Genomic DNA, 18,685 nt, shown 5'->3' with positions numbered 1-18,685 from the left:
GCGCTTAGTCTTTGAGGATTTGTACAGGAGCCTGATGTGCAAGCTGCAGGTTGTTGGAAGTAATTACGGTCATGCCGGATTCAATGCCGCTGAGGATTTCAACTTCCTGTCCGTTGTCCTTGCCGACCTCGACATAGTTCCATTTGGATTCTTCTTTCTCGATGGTGAAGACCACAGGCCTGCCGGAGCGGTAGACCAAAGCCTGTTTGGGTACGACGATGCTGTTGTTTTGTGGTGCGCGGATGATGGCACGGGCGTTCATCCCGGGAAGTAATCCTTTGCCTCCATTGATCAGGATATTGACTTGGACAAGTCCGTTTTCATCCACTTTGGGATTGATACTCCTGACCGAACCGCTGATTCCTTCCCCGCCACCGACGGGAAGGATTTCTGCTTTTTGGCCCAGGGAAATAAGGTTGATGTCGGATTCCAGCACTTTCACTTTGAGTTCGAGCGCAGCCGTATTGATGACTTCGAGCATTTCGTCGCCCGACTTGACGAGGCTTCCCCGCTTGGTCTTGAGGTCGGCAACTCTGCCTGATATCGGTGATTTGATGATTGTTTTGTCTAGGTCCATTTGCGCTTCCTTGACGGCGATTTCAGCCGAAAAAAGCCCGCTCTTGGCTTTAAGCTGCTCCTGCACCTGCGTGATTCTGTCGGTATCACCGCTGTTCATGATGCTTTCGAAGCTCAGGATCTCGGACTTATAATTCACTTCAGCATTCTTAAGTTCTATTTTGGCTTTTTCGAGGTTCAGCAGGCTTTCAGTCTGATCGAGGCGGGCGAGGATTTTGCCTTTTTCGACAAAGTCACCTTCCTTCACGGTAAGTTCAATGAGGTATCCCGGTCGCTCGGCGATGACTTTGACCTGCTCTGCAGCTTCGATTTTTCCGGAGGCATTGATCAGGTAATCAAAAGTCCGCTTCTCAGCTGTGGCTATCCGGACAGGAGTAGCAGCCACTTCGCCCCGGAAGGCCTCCAAGGGCTGATCCTGACTTTCGGCTTTTTCTTCCTTGCAGGAAGCGCTCACTATCAAGACAAGGGCAAATAAAAACAGATGGACAAAACGCATATTACTCGGGGTTATTGAATAGGCTTACAATAAACTAAGTTATTAAACAAATTCAAAAGGATAGATGTTAAAAAGTTTGAAAAAGTCAGTTCAAAATGAAATATTGAAGAAAAAACTTATCGTATAGCACGATGACTTTTAATTAAATAAACTCATTTTGAAGATAACAGGGAAAAACGTTTGCTCTTTTTCTAAAGCCAAAATCTTACTCCTTCTCTAATTCAACAGGCTTGAATCTCTCAATATTTTCTACCCCTCCTTTATTCAAATCCCAAAAATAAACCATTCCCTTCTTTACAAAATAAAGCCCATCCCCAATTCCTCCATGCCCAGGCGCACCAGAAAAAGAACCCTCCGCTACTATCTTGAAATCACTATCAAGCTTTAGGATTTGAAAGATGGAGGATGCAAAGGCTTCTTGGATGGATAAGAAATCTGAATTGTTTTTTTTCAATCCATCTGGAAAGGTCAAGGCGATTCTATAAAAATCCCTGCCATCGTAAAGCAATCCTGAATACTTCCCTCCCAATTCACTCAAGACCATATTTTCCATCGGGTCTGATTTTCTTCCGGGATTCTGCGTTTTGACACCCTTAGTCTTAGCAAGCTTTTGTAAAATCAAATCTCCTTCCAAGTCATAACCATATAAATAATCTGATTTGGCGAAATTGACAAGGATAGAATCTGCCTTTACATAAAATGTATGGTTCAGAAAATTGGTACTGAATGTATCCCCATGAAACTCTTCAGGAAAGGGGATGAAATGTCTAAATTCTTTATCTACAAGGGAATAAAGACCATAAATCATTGATTCCTTTGTATAATCGGGATTATCGGTGCCCTTGTATTCCGTGATGGGGAATCCAATGACTTCGCCATCAAAATAGACAGAATGGAAAATTACCTTGCCCGGATTTATCATTTTATCTATGAAATAATAATCCTTCACCTGCTTGGTTTTGAGATTTACAATTTGAAAACCAAAATTCCCACTTAACCCATGAAAAGCCAAAGTATCATTCAAAATGACAAAAGAATCATGCCTTTTCAATCCATTTGGACCTTCATATGGAAGATAAGTTGATTCCCAATCTGACTCAGCAAAGGAAAAAACATGTAATCCCAAAGAATCCAAATGGTCAGAAGTGTAATAAAAGGAATCCTCAAAATATCCCCAGGAATAACTTCCATTGAACATCGGGGTATCTTGAAAATCAATTTCAAGAGAATCCCCCAAAGCCAATTGGGGGAGATCGGGTGAAGTTGCCGTACACCCAAAAAATATTAAAAAAGCGAAGTGTTTTTTCATAATTTTGAAAATAGGGAAGCATAAATATGCCTCCCTATCTTTAAATGGAAACTTTATGTGATTGCTGCCAAGATTGCTGAAATATTACTTCTGTGAATAGACCCAGGCATATTACATGCATCTCCTGAGTTTGAATTGCAGGTAGTTACCAGATAAATCCCATTACTTGTTGTTGAAATAGAATATTCTACTTCGTAATTTATTCCTTGGCTTTTAGATTTTGTAACGACAAAAAACAAGACAACACTTGCAAACATAGTAATTAATAATTTATTCTTTTTCATAAGAAATTCGGTTTTAACGAAACATCTCCACTCACTCACAAGCAGTGCGGTACTTCTAGAAAAACATGATTTACCAGTAGATTTACTTTTCAACCAAAAAAAGCAGAAAATTATTTTCTGGTGAAGGATTAAACCTCATGATGATATCTTCACTCAAACTCCCCGAATTAGACAAGATTTCAGATGAAACCTCAAAAATGAAATGTTTCTCATTTGAAAAAATTGGAGAATGAAATGGCAATCCGGTGATATAATCGTCTTTGAAATTATCAAACAGAAATGCTTCATTTTTTTTGGTGTCTATCAAAATGTTTTGTCCCGAATTTCCTTTTTGTACTTGGGCTAGAATATCTCCTTTTCGTGTAAAATGTGGATTCCCGTAGAGAAAAGTATATTTTGCTTCCCTAAAATCCCGCATCAAATCCATGGCATCTCCAATTTTAGATAGATAATCAGGAGGGGTTTTTGAACTGCCAAAATCTAAATAGTACACAGGCGAGAAATTAAAATCCTGATCTATGGAATAAATGGTATCATTAAATGCCCTCGAAAAATACACTTTTCCATCTCTATTTAAACTAAAAGTAGATCGATCTTCATAGATATACACATAATCATCTTGCCGGATGGGAAGAAAATTATTTGTTATTTCCTCTTTGTCCGGGTTATATACCAGCACATCATATTTGTATTCCGGCTGTATATAATTCAAAAACACCAACCAACTGCTGTTAAATGGAAATATGGCATTTGCTTGAAAAGGTAATTTCTCAGTTTTCAACACTTCCAGATTTTCGTTTAAATGGAAGTTTGTTTTTCTCGATGCGTCATGAACAACCAAGTTTCCCTCAACCATGAACATTTCGGTAATGCCGTCAAATTGAAATTTGGTATCGACCTTCAGATCAAGCTTATTGATTAATTTTCCTGTTTCGTCAAAAGAGCATAGACATCCACATTGGTCAATATCTAATGCAAAAAATTTATTATCTGAATAGACCAATTTGTTGATTTGTCCCATCAAACAGTCATTGTCAAGCTGAATGATGTCAATATTCTTTCCTATTTCTGAAAACAGCATTTCTTTCCTTTCGTTGATATCCTCTATCACAATGAGCGGAGTGGATTGAAATTGTTGCGTTTCGGTTTTTGGAGTGCATTTAATAAATAGTGCAATTACTATCAAACAAATTAGAAAAGTTGGCTTTTTCATATAAGGATTCATTTTTATTAGAAAATACAGTAAGATTTTTTAATCATTCAACTAAATAAGCGTATAGGTTAATTTTGCTACTTTTTGAAAATTTCTTCAAGATTCAATAATCAAATTCAACCACATTTGGATTATCATCCTCTGATATCCCATAAAATTTCCTTGCAACTTCATCTACAGTAAAGCTTGAAAGGTTGAAGTTGCTTAGGATAAAATGGTTAATTGGTTTTCCTTCAAAATCGAATTCAAAAATTCTGTCAGGAATTGACAGGTCATCTAATTTTCCATCGAGTTTGCCGATATACAAAAGGAAAAAACTGTCTTTCCCTACATATACATCTCTGTAATATAGTTTCATGTCGTCAAAATTAAATCCAGGCATTTGATAACCCATGCTGTAAGTAATTGTAAATTCAGGAAATTGGTCTAAAGGCCCGAAAAAGATTTTCGAAGAACGGTTGTCCAGATCGATTATTTCAAAATAATCTACTTGCATACCTGCTTTCACAAACATTCTTTTTTCGAGGTTTCCTTTCAAAACACCTTGATGAATATTACTTACCAAATTGGCATCGAAGTTTTCAGCTTTGTGTCCGTTGGGTAATGGTCTGTCAACCAAAACATCCTTCCAATTCCCAAAAAATGCTAAGGTATCCCCACCAAACGACATTTCGATGTATTTTGTCCATCCATCTACCCCATTTCCAAATATTGAATTTGTTGATGCCAAAGTTGCTTCTGTCATAAAAATCGTACTTCTCCTAGGACTTACCTGTTCTGACGCTAATTTGGATGAATCTGATATATCAAATTTTGAGAATAGAATTTGCTCAAAATCATAGATCCAAAACTCGTCATTTTCTGAAATATTCTCGATTTGTTGTACTTGTGTGATCTCACCTGGTCCCAACCCATCTATTCCTTTGCTTGAAAGATATTTCTTATTGCTGGGGTCTAGGATATGAATTTTGTCATTCTCGACTTTTTTACTCTCTGCAACGATCAAATAATTCCCGGTGTAGTGAATTTTGTATGGAATTAAAAGTTCATCATATAAATGTTTAGTCCCGTTTAGCTTACTCGGTTCAGGAAGATCATCCAATGAAAAGACATGACGTTCAACATCCTTTTCTGCACAGCCAAAGAAAAGAGAACACGTGTAAATTAAAAGCGGTAAAAGCCTAAACAGCGAAATAATTTGGTTGTGCATAATATTTATTATTTCATCTCAAACATTAAGAAAATGGCAAGGAATATTGGTCAATATCTAATGCAAAATATCTATTATCTGAATAAACCAATTTGTTGATGTGTCCCATCAAACAGTCATTGTCAAGCTGAATGATGTCAATATTCTTTCCAATTTCTGAAAACAGCATTTCTTTCCTTTCACTTATATCGTCTATGACAATCAGAGGATAGGAATGGATTTGAACATTTTCAGTTTTGGGTGTACAATAGAAAAACTGGAAAGCTATTAGCATATAAAATACAAAATGGATCCTCTTCATATCTGATTTAATTTAAAGCAAATTTCTTAAATCTTAATCCTATTTTTCTACCAATATTTCTTCTAATTGCCCTACAAATTTCTTTTGCATTCCTATTTGAGCTGGCTTTTTATAAAAACCATTTTTGACATGAAAAGCATAGAGGACATCATAGGTGGTATTGATGGTATCCAAAAGATTTTCCTGATAAAAGCGAAATTCCGGGTCATGGAATACAGGGAATGGGAATTTTAATTCGGCAAGTTTTTGCGTTAGGGAATCTTTATCCTCTCCTGAAAAATAAAAAATAAATCCTATTTCGGGAAATTGTTCCCTTATTTCAGTCCAAAGAAATGCTTCAGAAAATGGGAAAAAAGAAGAATTGGAGAATACAATTACTTGATTAGCACATGAAAAACAAACAGAGTCCTTCCCAGTTTGAAGGTTGACAAGTTCCAAATCTTTAGGAAGAATCATCTTTTGATCTTCTGACTTGCAGGAAAGTAGTGTCACTAACAAAATCAGAAAAAGCGAACTTTCAACTCTTTTCATAAATCCTTATTTTACTTTCAAATAAATAATAACCGGATAGTCATATTCACTATCAGGCAGTGCTTTTTCTGGATAGATTTGCAAAGATCCCGCTTTTGCCTTTTCTAAAATAGACTTGTAGGTAACAAACGCAAATAAGCCATCCGAAGTGATGCCGACAGGGTAGTAATACAGAATGTCTTCCTCGAGGTCAGCCATTAACTTAAGCTTCTTTGTTCCCTGCTTAATCAAAATATATTTAAATACTTCGGATCCTTTTTGAACCATCACATTCAAGATAAAATCGTCTCCATTTTTGAAGAAGGATCGAAAATTGGCAAAACCATTTTCATTGATCAAGCCAAAGCTTTCCATCAGATCCATTTCCCAAAATGACGGAGGCAGAGAGTAACTCCCAAAATCCGCTCTTAACATAGCTGTCAAACTATCTCCTTTATACACATAGATTTGAGAATTGAAGGTTTCTTACATATAAACTCCAGAATCGCTGGCAAAAAAATTTCGTTCGCTCATCGGTAACATTGAATTCTGATATTCATTTTCAAGATACTGATTCAGGATTAGCCCATTGGTATCTGTTTTGATAACTCGATGAGTTACAAAAGGAAGGTTAAAGCCTCCGTAAAACAAAAAACCCTGATCGTCAAGGTCAGCAAATGAAGTCGCTATATAATTCAATTCAAATCGTTTGGTAAGGACTCCGTCCAAAGAGATTGTGTAAACATCCGATCGATCACCTATAGTGGATAATACAGAAATTAAACCGTTATTTTTTGCCTCAAAGTCGTCCAATGAAGGTAAACTACCTGGTCCTTCACCCACATTTGCAATAGATTTAATATATGCGCCAGAAATTCCAAATACATGAATCCCATCTTTGACGGACTCGTCCATTACATAAATAAGTGTATCTGCAAATTTGACTCGAAGATCCATTCCCATCAAATTAGTAGCCACAGTTTCCAAAGGAATCCAATGGTCAATAGACAAAGAACTATCCGGAATAGATGTAAAGTCATCCAAGTCAAAGAAGATAACCGGGAATAATTCATCCTTTTTTTGATCGGAACATGCCGTAAAAAAAACAAAAGAGAAGAGAAACCAGAAAAAGCAAGATGACCAACCTCTAAGTTGACTTTTAGGGTTGGTCATTCTTATCATAGTCAAATATCTACGTAGTTTCATTTTCCAATCCTATTTTGATTCATTTTTTAGCTCGCTCAATTTTTCTTTAAAATCAGGAAGGGATGGATTGCCCATTCCAACTATCTCATTGTCTTTAACCAAATAGGAAATAAAAGTCCACTCCTTTTCTTTTACGTTTAATTCCCTAAACTCATCACTTGGATCATGAATAATAGGGTGGGTAAAGTTAACTTTCTTTAGATTACTGATTAATTTCGCTGTATCCTTTTCTGACACGTAAAATAAAAATGCTATATCTTCAAATTCTGAAATAGCACTTTGCCAATCCAACTTGAATGGCGAATTTGTATCAGCATGTTTTGCAAAAACCACCACCTTGATTTTTCTGTCAAACCAGCTTTTATCAAACTTTTGTGATTTATCTATTTCAATAAATTCTAGGTTTTTGGGCAGTACAATTTCTCGAAATTCACTTTCTCTTTTCTTATTGTTACATCCTGTAATAGCCGCACTTAGTGCAAAGCTTAAAACAAGGACAAATTTGAAATTATCTCTTAGCATTTTTCTTATTTTTTGAGTTTCAAGTAAACCAGAACAGGATTGTCATCTATTTCAATACCTGAATTCAATTTTAAATTCAGTAATTCAGCATTCTGTAATAAAACTTGAGGAGGAATTGAAAATATAAGAAGGTTTGTATCTGTAATGCCGATTGGGTATTGCAACAGTTCTATCCAAGGTCCCTGTAGCTTATTTTTAAAAATTTCATTTGATTTTTTATCAAAAAATATTTGATATTGTTCATACGCATTCTCTTTTTGAAAAACCAAATTAGTAAAGGCATGGTCAGTGGTTTCAAAGTGATTCCTTATGCTGTAAAACCCATTATCGTTTAATTTTTCAAAGGCCATCATCATATCATTTTCAAAAAAATCCTGTTGAATATTATTTCTGCCAAAATCAATAATATATTTTGTTTTAAATGCGTGCTCTGTTAACTCATATATTTTATTGCTAAATGATTCAGTTAAAAATGTACTACCATTGTTGGTGAAAAAATTACGTTCCACAACAGGCATCATTTTCCCTGAATAATCATTCTTAAGGAGGCCTGAAATGATATTTCCCTGAAGATCTATTTTAGAAACACGATATTCAGCAAAGGGAAAGTTGTAACTGGAGTATAAATAATATGTCTCTCCAATTTTTTCAAATGAAAACCCGATAATTTCTAATTTAAGCTTATTCACTATTTTTTCATCTACTATGGAAAAATAGATAATTTCTGAATAGGCTCCTTTTCCACTTAAAATCTCAATATTGTCACCAGAAATAATAAAATCGGCTATGCTATTCACCCGCTCAGGACCTTCACCAACACTTATAATTTGGGAAACATACCTTCCTTTCTGATCAAATTTATGAATCCCATCCCTGATTTGTTCATCAAAAACGAAAATGAAATCTTCTGAAGTTTTGACCGTTAAATTATCTGAAAGAAAGTTGTTTGGGGTGGTTTCTAAAGGAATTAATGTATAAACCTCAAATGAATTTGAATTCATTTGAATTTTGTCAAAAACAAATGTTAAACTCCCTTCATCGCCTATGACTCCATTTGATTTGATTGGTTTTTCACAAGCATAAAAAGTAAATACAAAAGCAAATATTTTAAGTATTCTTAATTTCATACTTTCCATATTTAAAATAAATTATGCTGTAACCAAGACTAAATAGTGAATATCAATCTAACAAGATTTCCAATAATATTGAGATTTTTATTAATAACATAATTCAACTATATTATTTTCCAAAACCATGTTAAAAAACTCTCTGATTAATTTCTTTGTATGCATTAACGCCATATACATTTTTTCCTGTTCAGAAAAAAGGAATGAAGAATCAGTTGTTATTGAGAATTTGGCAGAAAACACATTTCCTCTTACGGTAAAGGACGAATTTGGCTTCAGTTGGCCGGAGGGTCTGGTTGTGGATGATATTATCTATCTGGATACCAAAGAAGAACTGTTGATCGTGTCAATATCCAAGCTGATGATCTCCTCGTCGGGCGACAAATATTATATCTTGGATAGCCAACAATCCAAAATGTTTGGGTTTGATGCGAAGGGAAAAAATATTTCCGTTTTCAATAAAATAGGTGCCGGTCCGGGCGAATACAGAGAAATAAAGGATGTCCAGATAGATTTTGGTAAAAATCAATTTGAAATTTTGGACTATGATGAAATAAAAAAATATAGCCTAACTGATTTTGAATACTTGGAAAGTGTTTCCCTTGCTGGAATTAAAGGAAATAATATTTTCGGTAATTTTTTAAATATTGACGGTGTCTATTACTTATACACGTCATTACCTCCTGCGCACAGGATGATCCCTTCTGCGAGAGCAAACTCCCAAGAATTTCATTTATTAAGAAAGGCCGGCGATCAACACGATTTTTTTATACCAAAAAAGTATGGAATACTCGGGATGGAAGGCGATCCCATTTTTCGTCAATCCCATATTCTAGGTGAATATAACCTTACTCCCATCTTGGGCAATAATGAAATAATCGGGATAAATAAAGAAGGGATTTTCACCAAATATAATTTTCCATTTGCCTCCAATGGTATCCCAAAAATAGAGCTTATGAATTTTTATGACCGCGAAAGGGAATTTTTGGCTACAGATTATTATAAATTTCTAAACAATATCATGGAAACTGAAAGGCATTTGTTTTTTCAGTTTCTTGGCAGTTCGGTATTATATTATGTCCTATTTGATAAAACCTTAAAAGAAATTATTTCTATAGGTAGATCAAAAAACTTAATGCCTGAAATGATTTCATCGGATTCGAAATATTTTTATTGTTATGTTTTGCCTGCTGCTTTAATAAAATATATCGAAGAGGGCAATACTTTTGAAAACAACCCGATTTTAAAAACTATCGATTTAAAAAAAATTAGCAGGGAGGATAATCCAATCCTAATCAAGTTTCATTTGGAAAAAATCTGAAAAAGAAAAAGTTGGAAATCTTGATCAACCACTCAAAAAAAATCAAATCGAAACTTCCACTTTCTCGCCGAGATCCATCTCAAATCCTATCATACACAGGTCCATTTTATCAAATAAAATGGGTTCTTCATAAATCCTCAGCCTGATATCGTCAGGCTTGTTGTTCTGATAATGTTGCAGTAAAAAAAATATTGCTCCCTGATCCGGCACCTCGATTTTTACTTTGGCAAGGCCATCTTTGACCATCCCGATTTCCGTGGCAGCAGCACGGGACAAATCTATGATTCTTTTGGAATTTTGTGGAAGTCGGTCATTGACACGCACCCACACCACTTTGTCGTTTTTGAGGTTGGTCACTTTCAGCATGGTACCGAAAGGAAGGTTTTTGTGGGCAGCAGTCATTCGCTCCATGTCAAAAATCTCTCCGCTAGCGGTCTTTCTTAAGTGGAATTTGTGGCCATAATAACTTGCGACACCTTCCTGAATCTTCAGGGAATCGCCTACATTGGCCTTAGGACCTCCCGCCAAAAGCGGCATCGGACCCATCAGCATCAGCAAAACGAATAGGATGTTTTTCATTTTCATTAGCTCGCATTTTACAATTAATGTGCCAATTGTCGTTCCGTTGAAAACAAAGGACACGATAGATTCAAAACCGGCACAAAAACAGCAACCCAAAATAGGAATTATTTGTGATAAAAAATAAATAGGCTAAAATTAACTCTATTGATATTCTTAGTGCCTCAGCAAATCGGTTATTTATTTTACAGCTACTTTTTTTCTTGACAAAAAAAGTAGCCAAAAAAGTCAAGACGGCGGAATCCTATCCGCGCACAAGGCCTGAGCCGGCCCGGTCCGCAGTCATTCCTCCCCACGTCGAATGTATAGAGATCAGTTTTTAAAAAGAAAATTTTGTGGTGTGTTTTGTAAGTACAACAATGCTTAAACACATTAATTACTTAACAGAAAACTGAATGATTTAAAAATTTACGTACATTTAAAAAAACCTTACGTACATGGCCAAAAAACTCACACTCAATGTAGACGAAAACATCATCGAAAAGGCAAAGGTCTATGCTTCAGAGACGGGCAGAAGTCTATCCGGTTTGGTCGAAAATTACCTGAAAAATCTTGTAGAAGAGCATCATCCTGAGAATACCCAAAAGGAGAAAATAAATAAGCTCGCAGGTAAAATCCAGATACAGGGTGATTTTGATGAGGAAAAAATCTTGAGAGAATACTTTGAAGAAAAACATCTCAAATGAAAATATTTTTAGACACCAATATCCTTGTTGATTTTTTGACCGATAGAGGCGCATTTACAAAGCATGCAACCGAAATTTTCCTTTTGGGGACAGATAAAATACTGCTCTACAGTTCCACCCATGCATTTGCTACCACCTACTACATACTCAAAAAATATTCAGAGGAAAAAGAATTGAGGGCAAAACTCTTGGAATTGACAGAGTTGGTAGAGGTGATTGATGTCACCAAGGCACAGTTAAAAAAAGCGCTTTTATCTGATTTTAGTGATTTTGAGGATGCGCTTCAGATTTTTAATGCTGAGTCCACAGGCGGCCTGGATTACATCGTCACCCGAAATCTCAGGGACTTCAAAAAATCCCCTATTCCCGCCATTGCTCCGGACGAAATGGTGGAAATGATCAAGAGACTAAAAAAATAAGCCCAATTAAAAAAGTCTTCTTATTTTTAAACTATGAAAATACTCCATACAGCGGATTGGCATTTGGGAAAAAGACTTCAGGAATTTTCCAGGTTGGAGGAGCAAAAACTCGTCTTGGAAGAAATCATCCAGATCGCCGATCGGGAAAAAGTCGATTTGGTCCTGCTTGCAGGAGATATTTTTGACACGTTCAATCCCAATCATGAGGCGGTTGAGCTCCTGTACAAAACCCTCAAAAAACTCTCCAAAGACGGCCAAAGACCGGTGATCGCCATCTCTGGCAACCATGACAGCACGCAGTTTGTCGAAGCACCGGATCCATTGGCGAGAGAAATGGGTATCTTTTTCTACAGCAGGTATGACAGCATCATTCCCACAGGAAAATTAGACAATGGCATCGAAGTTACCCGCAGCGAGCCGGGATTTGTAGAAATCTGTCTCCCAAAATACAATTTCCCCATCAGGATAATCCTTGCTCCCTATGCCAATGAAGTCCTTCTCAAAACCTACTTGGGAGAGGGAGACAGGGAAGCGGAGTTTAGGGAAGTTTTGGCCAATAAATGGGGGAAAATTGCTGACACTTACTGCGATGACAAAGGAGTGAATCTCTTTATGGGACATTTCTTTTTTATGAAAGAAGGTGGTCCTGTCGAACCGGAACCGGAATCCGAGCGGCCCATCCTCCATGTCGGTGGCACGCAGGCAGTCTTCACCCACAATATCCCAAATCAGGTTCAATATGCGGCTTTGGGACATCTCCACCGGTACCATGCCGTGGGAAAAGATCCCTTTCCGGTGGTCTATTCAAGTTCTCCCCTCGCCTACTCCTTCAGCGAAGCCGACCAACAAAAACAGGTCATTATCATTGAAGCTGAACCGGGAAAAGCTGTCGATTACCGGGCTGTGGGTTTGGAAAAAGGAAGGCCACTGTATAGAAAAACCTTTGATGATCTTGCTGCGACGCTGCAATGGTTAGAGCAAAACCCCTATTGCTTTGTTGAAATTACCTTTGTCACGGAGCATTCCATAGATGCCGCCACGCGCAAAGCCATCATGAAAGCCCACGATGGGATTGTCAGCCTAATTCCCCAAATCAAAAATCCCAAAGGACAGGAAAGCCTCAGCCTGAAAGTCGAAGACCTCGGAAAGGACATGGTCACGCTTTTCAACATGTATTACAAAAGTGAAAAAGGTCAGGAACCCAATGCGGAACTGATTGGGATTTTTAAAGAAGTCATCAGCCAAGAATAATCCAACCCTCCAAGGGTTCAAAACCCTTGGAGGGTTTTACCAAAAAACCAAAACTACCCATGATCCCGGTAAAACTCGAAATAGAAGGCCTTTATTCCTACAAAGAAAAACAGACAGTAGAGTTTGAACAGCTCACCGGAGCGGGTCTTTTTGGGATCTTTGGCGCAGTGGGAAGCGGCAAATCCTCCATTTTGGAAGCCATTCTCTTGGCGCTGTATGGCAGTACCGAGCGGCTTTCTGACCGGGGAGAAAAGAACAGCATGCTCAACCTACAGAGCGAAACACTGTTGATCAATTTTGAATTCCGATCAGGGAAAAACAATTCCAAATCCTACCTCGCCCGCTATGCTGCCAAAAGAAATCCCAAAAACTTTGAAGAGGTCCGGCCGGCCGAGCATACATTTTATGAGAAAGAAGGAGATCAGCTGATTCCGATTACCCAAAACGGTGAGGAAATCATCGGGATGAAAAAAGAGCATTTCAAGCAGACTGTCATCATTCCTCAAGGCAAATTCAGGGAATTTATCGACCTGACTCCCGGACCACGGGCGGAGATGATGAAAGAGCTATTTGGTTTGGAAAGATTTGACCTTTCCCAAAAAACCGGAAGCCTGCTAAAAGCTGTCAGGGAAGAGAAAATCAGATTGGAAACCCAGCTTTTGGCTTTGGCCGAATATTCTTCGGAGGCATTGAAGGACAAAGAAAATCTGCGCTCTGAAAAAACCATTTTACTCGAAATGGAAGAAAAAACCTTCCAAACCTTAGAAGCCGAATCTAAAAAACAGGAAGCAATCCAAGCTAAAAACCTGCAATTGATAGAACGACAGAAGGAATGGAATAATCTGGAAATCCAAAGACCTGAAATAGAAACCAAAAAAGCCATTTGGAAGGATTTTCTCAAAGCCAAAACCCACCTGAAGCCTGTTTGGGATCAAATCAAAGAGGCCAAGATCGAATTGGAAAAATACCAAGTCAGTGTGAAAAACTGCTCTGATTTCAAAATAACATATGAAGTGGAAGTTGCTGATCTGGTAAAACAGGAAGCAGAACTCAAAATAAAAGCAGACGACCGTCCTAATAGAGAAGCAAAAATCCGTGACCTCAATAAGGTGATTGATATCCAAGGCTTATTGGCGGGTTTGAAGGATGCGGAAAAACAGGTAGAAACGTTTAGCCCGCATATCGAAACCCTGAAAAAATCCCAAAAGGATATCGAAAATCTGATCAAAGAAAAAGAATCGAAAATCGAAGCTATCCAGCTTCTGGATACAGACGAAATCTCAAACCTGAAAAGCGCAGCAAAAGATTGGACCAACTTGGAAAGCCAATTGGCAAAGTTGACAGAAGACTTCAATTCCCTCAGGCAGACGTCAACAAGTTTGGATACAGCCATTTTAGAGATCAAAAAGCAGATTCCATCAGGATTTGACAGCTTTGGAAGTTGGATCGAAAACCAAAAAAAGCAAATCCAAAACCTTGAAAACGCCAAGGAAAAACTGCTCAGTAAAAAAGGGCTTGCCGCCCACGTCCATCTTTTGCAGGACGAAGAAGCGTGTCCGCTTTGTGGCGCAATTGAGCATCCCGACCCAATCACAGCTAGTCAGGAAGAAAGTGAATGGAATGACGTCTCCAAGCAAATAGAGGGGGCAAAGGCGCTTTTGGAAAAAACCGTAACCCTATCCCAACAGCTTTCCGGGCAACAAATCCGTCAGGAAAATCACCTTCAAAACCTTGCTGCAAAGGAAAAGGAACTTGCAGATTCCAAGCTTCAATTGACTTCCCTGATGGGGAATCTGAAGTCAAAAAATATCCTTTCCAAAGAGAGTCTGTCCAAGTTGATCGGAGATACCGATTTGGCTTTGAAGCAAAAAGACCAACTCGCACAGGAAGTCAGGGATTTGAGAAAAAGCCAGGAGGAAGGAAAAATCCTTTTGGAAAAAGAAGAACAGCAGCTCCGCGCCGCCGAACAAAAACAGGTAGCCTTGCACAGTACTGTTGCCGCCAAAAAGGATGAAATCAAAGACCCAATATTCACCAAACCGTTTTTTGAAAAATCAACTGATTACATCGAAAACGCCATTTCCACTGTGGAAAAGGACATCGAAAAAACCATTCAAGACTTGGATGGCAAGCGGAAAGTCCTCCAAGAAACCCGGGCGAAGCAATCCACCAACCTGGCAAATCTCAAAACTTTTGAAAACTTGGTTCAGGAGACCATTGTCAAAATTGTCGAGTTGGAAAGCCAATATGAAGCCCTGAAAAAGACATATGGATTTGAAAGTGAGTCCGATCTGCAGGCTTTGTACCATCATTCCTTGGATGCCGACAAAACCGATGCAGAGATCCGCCAATATGAAGACAGGAGGCTTTTGGTCCAAAGCAATCTGGACAAACTCAAAGCAGAAGACGGTGTTTTGGGCTTCAGCCAAGAAGCGTTTGAGCGCCTTTCGGGGGATTTGCAGGAGAAAAAGTCAGGCTTGGAAGGATTCAGAAAAGAACTGACTTTATTGATTCAGAATATCGAAGACAGCAAAACCAAGCTGAACAGAAAACAAGAATTGGCAAAAGAATTCAGCATATTGGAAAACAGGGAATCCAACCTCAAGGAATTGGACAACCTGTTCCGGGGCAGCGGATTTGTTAAATATGTGAGCACGATTTACCTCAAAGAACTCTGCAATACAGCCAACCTGCGGTTTATAAAGCTTACCAAAAACAGCCTCAGTTTGGAAATTGACGACAACAACACTTTTTGGGTAGTGGATTACCTCAACGGCGGTAAGAAGCGATTACTCAAGACCCTTTCCGGAGGACAGACTTTTCAGGCTTCATTATGTCTTGCTTTGGCTTTGGCAGAAAAAGTCAAATCCCTCAATCAGGCCGATCAGAGTTTCTTTTTCTTGGATGAAGGTTTTGGGGCTTTGGACAGAAACGCCCTTCGGGTGGTCTTCGAAACCCTCAAGTCACTCCGCCACGAAAACCGGATCGTCGGCATCATTTCCCATGTGGAAGAACTCCAACAGGAAATCGGTGTCTATGCCAAGATCGAGCTCGATCCTGAGAAGGGAAGTCAGGTGGGGTATTCTTTTTGATTGGAAGATTGGAAAATTGGAAAATTAAGTGGAAGGCCAAATGGTTCAAGTTTCCCATTGGTTCAAGTCTCCATTGGTTCAAGTCTCCTGACTTGGACCGTCAAAATGCAGTCTTCAGACTGCTTACTCTACATTACTGAGTGAGGTATATTTATTTACCGCAAAGGACTCAAAGGTTTCGCAAGGGGACGCAAAGGATTTTGAACCTTCCCTATTTTTGGCGGAGACCCTATTTCCCCATTTGCATTTCCTCGGCCAAAAACCGGAATCGCTGTTCTCGTTTTTTACCCCGAGTTGCGTTCCTTACTCGGGGCTACCCATATTTGATCCCGATGGGATCATTCGTCGCCAATGTTTGTCTCCCAACAAACATTTTCATTAATTTTTCCTCCGTTTCCTCCCCGTCTCTGCGACTCTGCGTGAGGTATATTTTTTTCCGCAAGGGAAAAGAAGGTTTTGCAAAGAGCTCCCATTGGTTCAAGTCTCCTGACTTGGACCGTCAAAATGCAGTCTTCAGACTGCTTACTCTACATTACTGAGTGAGGTATATTTATTTACCGCAAAGGACTCAAAGGTTTCGCAAGGGGACGCAAAGGATTTTGAACCTTCCCTATTTTTGGCGGAGACCCTATTTCCCCATTTGCATTTCCTCGGCCAAAAACCGGAATCGCTGTTCTCGTTTTTTACCCCGAGTTGCGTTCCTTACTCGGGGCTACCCATATTTGATCCCGATGGGATCACTAGACGCCAATGTTTGTGACACAACAAAAATTCCCCATTGATTCAAGTCTCCAGACTTGGACCGTACGGCTCCAATTGTTCAACCTAACTACCGGTAGGAGGCTTTGACCTCAACAATGAATTTTTAAAACTGCCAACCTCAACATATAAGAAAGGTAAATAGACCCTTTCATCTTCTTCAGAGTTGGATTCAAATTTTCAGCTTGAGTGTTTGTTTACATGATGAATATAGAAATTTGGAAATGGTTAAGAATGATCAAAAAAGTAACGGTAATTAAGCTGTTTTTACTATTTTTGATAAGCTATCAACTTTAACTTGATTTAATTAAAGTAATGTTTGAATTCGACCATTATAAGAGTGAATTAAATAGAATTAAACATGGCATTGATTTTAATCAAGCGCAGCTATTATGGGATGATCCAAACAGGATAGTTATACCGGCAAAAACAGTAGATGAAAAACGCTATTTATTAATAGCCAAATTCAATCAAAGTATTTGGTCGGCTATATTCACCATCAGGAAAGATATGACAAGAATAATTTCAGTAAGAAAATCCAGAGAAAATGAAAGAGCAATCTATTACAGCAGCTGAATTTGACAAAAAGTTTGAGGATAATGAGGATTTATCAGGTTTTTTGAATCTAGAAAAGGCAAGCAGACCAGGATTAAAGCCCAAACGAGTAAGTGTCGATTTTCCAGAATGGATGGTTCAGGAGTTGGATAAGTCAGCACAACGATTAGGGATTACCCGACAAAGTCTTATCAAGGTTTTTATATCTGAGAAATTGAAGGAGACATAGAATTTTCACAAGAATCAATTCCTTTTACTCCTTTGGTTCAAGTCTCCAGACTTGGACCACCAAAATGCAGTCTTCAGACTGCTTCCTCTACATTACTGAGTGAGGTATATTTATTTACCGCAAAGGACTCAAAGGTTTCGCAAGGGGACGCAAAGGATTTTGAACCTTCCCTATTTTTGGCGGAGACCCTATTTCCCCATTTGCATTTCCTCGGCCAAAAACCGGAATCGCTGTTCTCGTTTTTTACCCCGAGTTGCGTTCCTTACTCGGGGCTACCCATATTTGATCCCTATGGGATCATTCGTCGCCAATGTTTGTCTCCCAACAAACATTTTCATTAATTTTTCCTCCGTTTCCCCCCCGTCTCTGCGACTCTGCGTGAGGTATATTTTTTTCCGCAAGGGAAAAGAAGGTTTTGCAAAGGGCTCCCATTGGTTCAAGTCTCCAGACTTGGACCACCAAAATGCAGTCTTCAGACTGCTTCCTTTAAATAACTGCGTGAGCTATATTATTTTACCGCAAAGGACTCAAAGGTTTCGCAAGGGGACGCAAAGACGAGAAGTGAGATTTGAGACAAGATTCCCAGAGGGTTTAAATCTCTTCAGACCTATTGGTTCAAGTCCCAATTGGTTCAAGTCTCCAGACTTGAACCGTCAAAATGCAGTCTTCAGACTGCTTGGGAGAAGGTTTGTTTTGTCAAAAAAATCCGTTAAAAATAATTTACTCAACTCATTGAGTTATTTTACTCATTACATTGAGTAATTTCAAACTTTCTGCATATTTTATTTATTATCAGCACATTACAAAAATATAATAAGAAAATATGGATACGCTTCTCTGCCAGTAACTTAATATTCTCCTACAATCGGGTAGGGAGACCGAAGTCGGAAGACTGATGTAACGGACATGTCTGAATCCTGCCGTAAATTATTTTGAATTTACAATTCACCGGCATCATTGCGTGTATACAAATAAGAAAAAACCAGTTTAATAAGCTCAATCCGAAAACAGAAAAATCCTGATTAATACCTTTGATAATA

At 38.4% G+C, this 18,685-nt stretch carries 19 protein-coding genes; 7 read left to right on the top strand and 12 right to left on the bottom strand.

Annotation, left to right across the window (positions count from 1 at the left end):
- Positions 1 to 4 precede the first annotated feature (4 nt).
- The 11 genes from MMU07_RS12015 to MMU07_RS11965 form a co-directional block, all read right to left on the bottom strand.
- Positions 5 to 1,072 carry an efflux RND transporter periplasmic adaptor subunit gene (locus MMU07_RS12015; RefSeq protein ID WP_241126120.1) on the bottom strand — a complete coding sequence of 356 codons (1,068 nt, stop codon included), beginning with the start codon at positions 1,070 to 1,072 and terminating at the stop codon, positions 5 to 7.
- Between the two features lie 205 nt (positions 1,073 to 1,277).
- Positions 1,278 to 2,381 carry a DUF4221 domain-containing protein gene (locus tag MMU07_RS12010; RefSeq protein ID WP_241126119.1) on the bottom strand — a complete coding sequence of 368 codons (1,104 nt, stop codon included), beginning with the start codon at positions 2,379 to 2,381 and terminating at the stop codon, positions 1,278 to 1,280.
- 53 nt (positions 2,382 to 2,434) lie between these two features.
- The gene (locus MMU07_RS12005) at positions 2,435 to 2,665 is read right to left on the bottom strand and encodes a hypothetical protein (protein ID WP_241126118.1); all 231 of its coding nucleotides are present in this window, start codon (positions 2,663 to 2,665) and stop codon (positions 2,435 to 2,437) included.
- Between the two features lie 82 nt (positions 2,666 to 2,747).
- The gene (locus tag MMU07_RS12000) at positions 2,748 to 3,878 is read right to left on the bottom strand and encodes a 6-bladed beta-propeller (RefSeq protein ID WP_241126117.1); all 1,131 of its coding nucleotides are present in this window, start codon (positions 3,876 to 3,878) and stop codon (positions 2,748 to 2,750) included.
- Positions 3,879 to 3,981: 103 nt separating this feature from the next.
- Positions 3,982 to 5,088 (bottom strand): BF3164 family lipoprotein, encoded by a 1,107-nt coding sequence (locus tag MMU07_RS11995; protein ID WP_241126116.1) that lies wholly within the window; start codon positions 5,086 to 5,088, stop codon positions 3,982 to 3,984.
- Between the two features lie 25 nt (positions 5,089 to 5,113).
- Positions 5,114 to 5,389 (bottom strand): hypothetical protein, encoded by a 276-nt coding sequence (locus MMU07_RS11990; RefSeq protein ID WP_241126115.1) that lies wholly within the window; start codon positions 5,387 to 5,389, stop codon positions 5,114 to 5,116.
- Between the two features lie 39 nt (positions 5,390 to 5,428).
- Positions 5,429 to 5,920, bottom strand: a complete 492-nt coding sequence (locus tag MMU07_RS11985) for a hypothetical protein (protein WP_241126114.1) — start codon at positions 5,918 to 5,920, stop codon at positions 5,429 to 5,431.
- Positions 5,921 to 5,926: 6 nt separating this feature from the next.
- Positions 5,927 to 6,361 (bottom strand): hypothetical protein, encoded by a 435-nt coding sequence (locus MMU07_RS11980; protein WP_241126113.1) that lies wholly within the window; start codon positions 6,359 to 6,361, stop codon positions 5,927 to 5,929.
- Between the two features lie 24 nt (positions 6,362 to 6,385).
- Positions 6,386 to 7,105: a 6-bladed beta-propeller gene (locus tag MMU07_RS11975; protein WP_241126112.1), complete on the bottom strand. Its 720-nt coding sequence runs from the start codon at positions 7,103 to 7,105 to the stop codon at positions 6,386 to 6,388.
- A gap of 9 nt (positions 7,106 to 7,114) precedes the next feature.
- Positions 7,115 to 7,627 carry a hypothetical protein gene (locus MMU07_RS11970; RefSeq protein ID WP_241126111.1) on the bottom strand — a complete coding sequence of 171 codons (513 nt, stop codon included), beginning with the start codon at positions 7,625 to 7,627 and terminating at the stop codon, positions 7,115 to 7,117.
- Between the two features lie 5 nt (positions 7,628 to 7,632).
- Positions 7,633 to 8,754 carry a 6-bladed beta-propeller gene (locus tag MMU07_RS11965; protein ID WP_241126110.1) on the bottom strand — a complete coding sequence of 374 codons (1,122 nt, stop codon included), beginning with the start codon at positions 8,752 to 8,754 and terminating at the stop codon, positions 7,633 to 7,635.
- Between the two features lie 127 nt (positions 8,755 to 8,881).
- Between MMU07_RS11965 and MMU07_RS11960 the strand changes: the two genes are divergently transcribed.
- Positions 8,882 to 10,075 carry a 6-bladed beta-propeller gene (locus MMU07_RS11960; RefSeq protein WP_241126109.1) on the top strand — a complete coding sequence of 398 codons (1,194 nt, stop codon included), beginning with the start codon at positions 8,882 to 8,884 and terminating at the stop codon, positions 10,073 to 10,075.
- A 42-nt stretch (positions 10,076 to 10,117) separates the two neighbouring features.
- Here MMU07_RS11960 and MMU07_RS11955 read toward each other — a convergent pair whose 3' ends face one another.
- Complete coding sequence (locus tag MMU07_RS11955) at positions 10,118 to 10,654, bottom strand: septal ring lytic transglycosylase RlpA family protein (RefSeq protein WP_241126108.1); 537 nt, start codon at positions 10,652 to 10,654, stop codon at positions 10,118 to 10,120.
- Positions 10,655 to 11,091: 437 nt separating this feature from the next.
- On the opposite strand from MMU07_RS11955, the gene MMU07_RS11950 reads away from it, so the two are divergent.
- The 6 genes from MMU07_RS11950 to brnA all read left to right on the top strand — a co-directional run bounded on the left by MMU07_RS11950 (position 11,092) and on the right by brnA (position 17,645).
- Positions 11,092 to 11,340, top strand: a complete 249-nt coding sequence (locus MMU07_RS11950) for a DUF6364 family protein (RefSeq protein WP_241126107.1) — start codon at positions 11,092 to 11,094, stop codon at positions 11,338 to 11,340.
- Complete coding sequence (locus tag MMU07_RS11945) at positions 11,337 to 11,759, top strand: type II toxin-antitoxin system VapC family toxin (RefSeq protein WP_241126106.1); 423 nt, start codon at positions 11,337 to 11,339, stop codon at positions 11,757 to 11,759. The genes MMU07_RS11950 and MMU07_RS11945 overlap by 4 nt, the downstream gene beginning before the upstream one ends.
- 33 nt (positions 11,760 to 11,792) lie before the next feature.
- Positions 11,793 to 13,010, top strand: a complete 1,218-nt coding sequence (locus tag MMU07_RS11940; RefSeq protein ID WP_241126105.1) for a metallophosphoesterase family protein — start codon at positions 11,793 to 11,795, stop codon at positions 13,008 to 13,010.
- A gap of 59 nt (positions 13,011 to 13,069) precedes the next feature.
- A complete protein-coding gene (locus MMU07_RS11935; RefSeq protein ID WP_241126104.1) occupies positions 13,070 to 16,102 on the top strand; it encodes an SMC family ATPase in 3,033 nt (1,010 codons plus the stop codon).
- Between the two features lie 1,074 nt (positions 16,103 to 17,176).
- On the top strand, positions 17,177 to 17,437 hold the full coding sequence (locus MMU07_RS11930; protein ID WP_241126103.1) for a BrnT family toxin: 261 nt from the start codon (positions 17,177 to 17,179) through the stop codon (positions 17,435 to 17,437).
- On the top strand, positions 17,409 to 17,645 hold the full coding sequence (brnA, locus tag MMU07_RS11925) for a type II toxin-antitoxin system BrnA family antitoxin (RefSeq protein WP_241126102.1): 237 nt from the start codon (positions 17,409 to 17,411) through the stop codon (positions 17,643 to 17,645). The genes MMU07_RS11930 and brnA overlap by 29 nt, the downstream gene beginning before the upstream one ends.
- The last annotated feature ends 1,040 nt before the right edge of the window (positions 17,646 to 18,685 follow it).

It is taken from the genome of Cognataquiflexum nitidum, assembly GCF_022538055.1.
In the GTDB taxonomy this organism is placed as follows: domain Bacteria; phylum Bacteroidota; class Bacteroidia; order Cytophagales; family Cyclobacteriaceae; genus Cognataquiflexum; species Cognataquiflexum nitidum.
This window is presented reverse-complemented; position numbering and strand designations above follow the sequence as displayed.

What these genes read in the sequence shown, in the direction of transcription:
- MMU07_RS12015 (WP_241126120.1), bottom strand. Translation starts at nt 1,072, where the DNA reads ATGCGTTTTGTCCATCTGTTTTTATTTGCCCTTGTCTTGATAGTGAGC.
- MMU07_RS12010 (WP_241126119.1), bottom strand. Translation starts at nt 2,381, where the DNA reads ATGAAAAAACACTTCGCTTTTTTAATATTTTTTGGGTGTACGGCAACT.
- MMU07_RS12005 (WP_241126118.1), bottom strand. Translation starts at nt 2,665, where the DNA reads ATGAAAAAGAATAAATTATTAATTACTATGTTTGCAAGTGTTGTCTTG.
- MMU07_RS12000 (WP_241126117.1), bottom strand. Translation starts at nt 3,878, where the DNA reads ATGAAAAAGCCAACTTTTCTAATTTGTTTGATAGTAATTGCACTATTT.
- MMU07_RS11995 (WP_241126116.1), bottom strand. Translation starts at nt 5,088, where the DNA reads ATGCACAACCAAATTATTTCGCTGTTTAGGCTTTTACCGCTTTTAATT.
- MMU07_RS11990 (WP_241126115.1), bottom strand. Translation starts at nt 5,389, where the DNA reads ATGAAGAGGATCCATTTTGTATTTTATATGCTAATAGCTTTCCAGTTT.
- MMU07_RS11985 (WP_241126114.1), bottom strand. Translation starts at nt 5,920, where the DNA reads ATGAAAAGAGTTGAAAGTTCGCTTTTTCTGATTTTGTTAGTGACACTA.
- MMU07_RS11975 (WP_241126112.1), bottom strand. Translation starts at nt 7,105, where the DNA reads ATGAAACTACGTAGATATTTGACTATGATAAGAATGACCAACCCTAAA.
- MMU07_RS11970 (WP_241126111.1), bottom strand. Translation starts at nt 7,627, where the DNA reads ATGCTAAGAGATAATTTCAAATTTGTCCTTGTTTTAAGCTTTGCACTA.
- MMU07_RS11965 (WP_241126110.1), bottom strand. Translation starts at nt 8,754, where the DNA reads ATGAAATTAAGAATACTTAAAATATTTGCTTTTGTATTTACTTTTTAT.
- MMU07_RS11960 (WP_241126109.1), top strand. Translation starts at nt 8,882, where the DNA reads ATGTTAAAAAACTCTCTGATTAATTTCTTTGTATGCATTAACGCCATA.
- MMU07_RS11955 (WP_241126108.1), bottom strand. Translation starts at nt 10,654, where the DNA reads ATGAAAAACATCCTATTCGTTTTGCTGATGCTGATGGGTCCGATGCCG.
- MMU07_RS11950 (WP_241126107.1), top strand. Translation starts at nt 11,092, where the DNA reads ATGGCCAAAAAACTCACACTCAATGTAGACGAAAACATCATCGAAAAG.
- MMU07_RS11945 (WP_241126106.1), top strand. Translation starts at nt 11,337, where the DNA reads ATGAAAATATTTTTAGACACCAATATCCTTGTTGATTTTTTGACCGAT.
- MMU07_RS11940 (WP_241126105.1), top strand. Translation starts at nt 11,793, where the DNA reads ATGAAAATACTCCATACAGCGGATTGGCATTTGGGAAAAAGACTTCAG.
- MMU07_RS11935 (WP_241126104.1), top strand. Translation starts at nt 13,070, where the DNA reads ATGATCCCGGTAAAACTCGAAATAGAAGGCCTTTATTCCTACAAAGAA.
- MMU07_RS11930 (WP_241126103.1), top strand. Translation starts at nt 17,177, where the DNA reads ATGTTTGAATTCGACCATTATAAGAGTGAATTAAATAGAATTAAACAT.
- brnA (WP_241126102.1), top strand. Translation starts at nt 17,409, where the DNA reads ATGAAAGAGCAATCTATTACAGCAGCTGAATTTGACAAAAAGTTTGAG.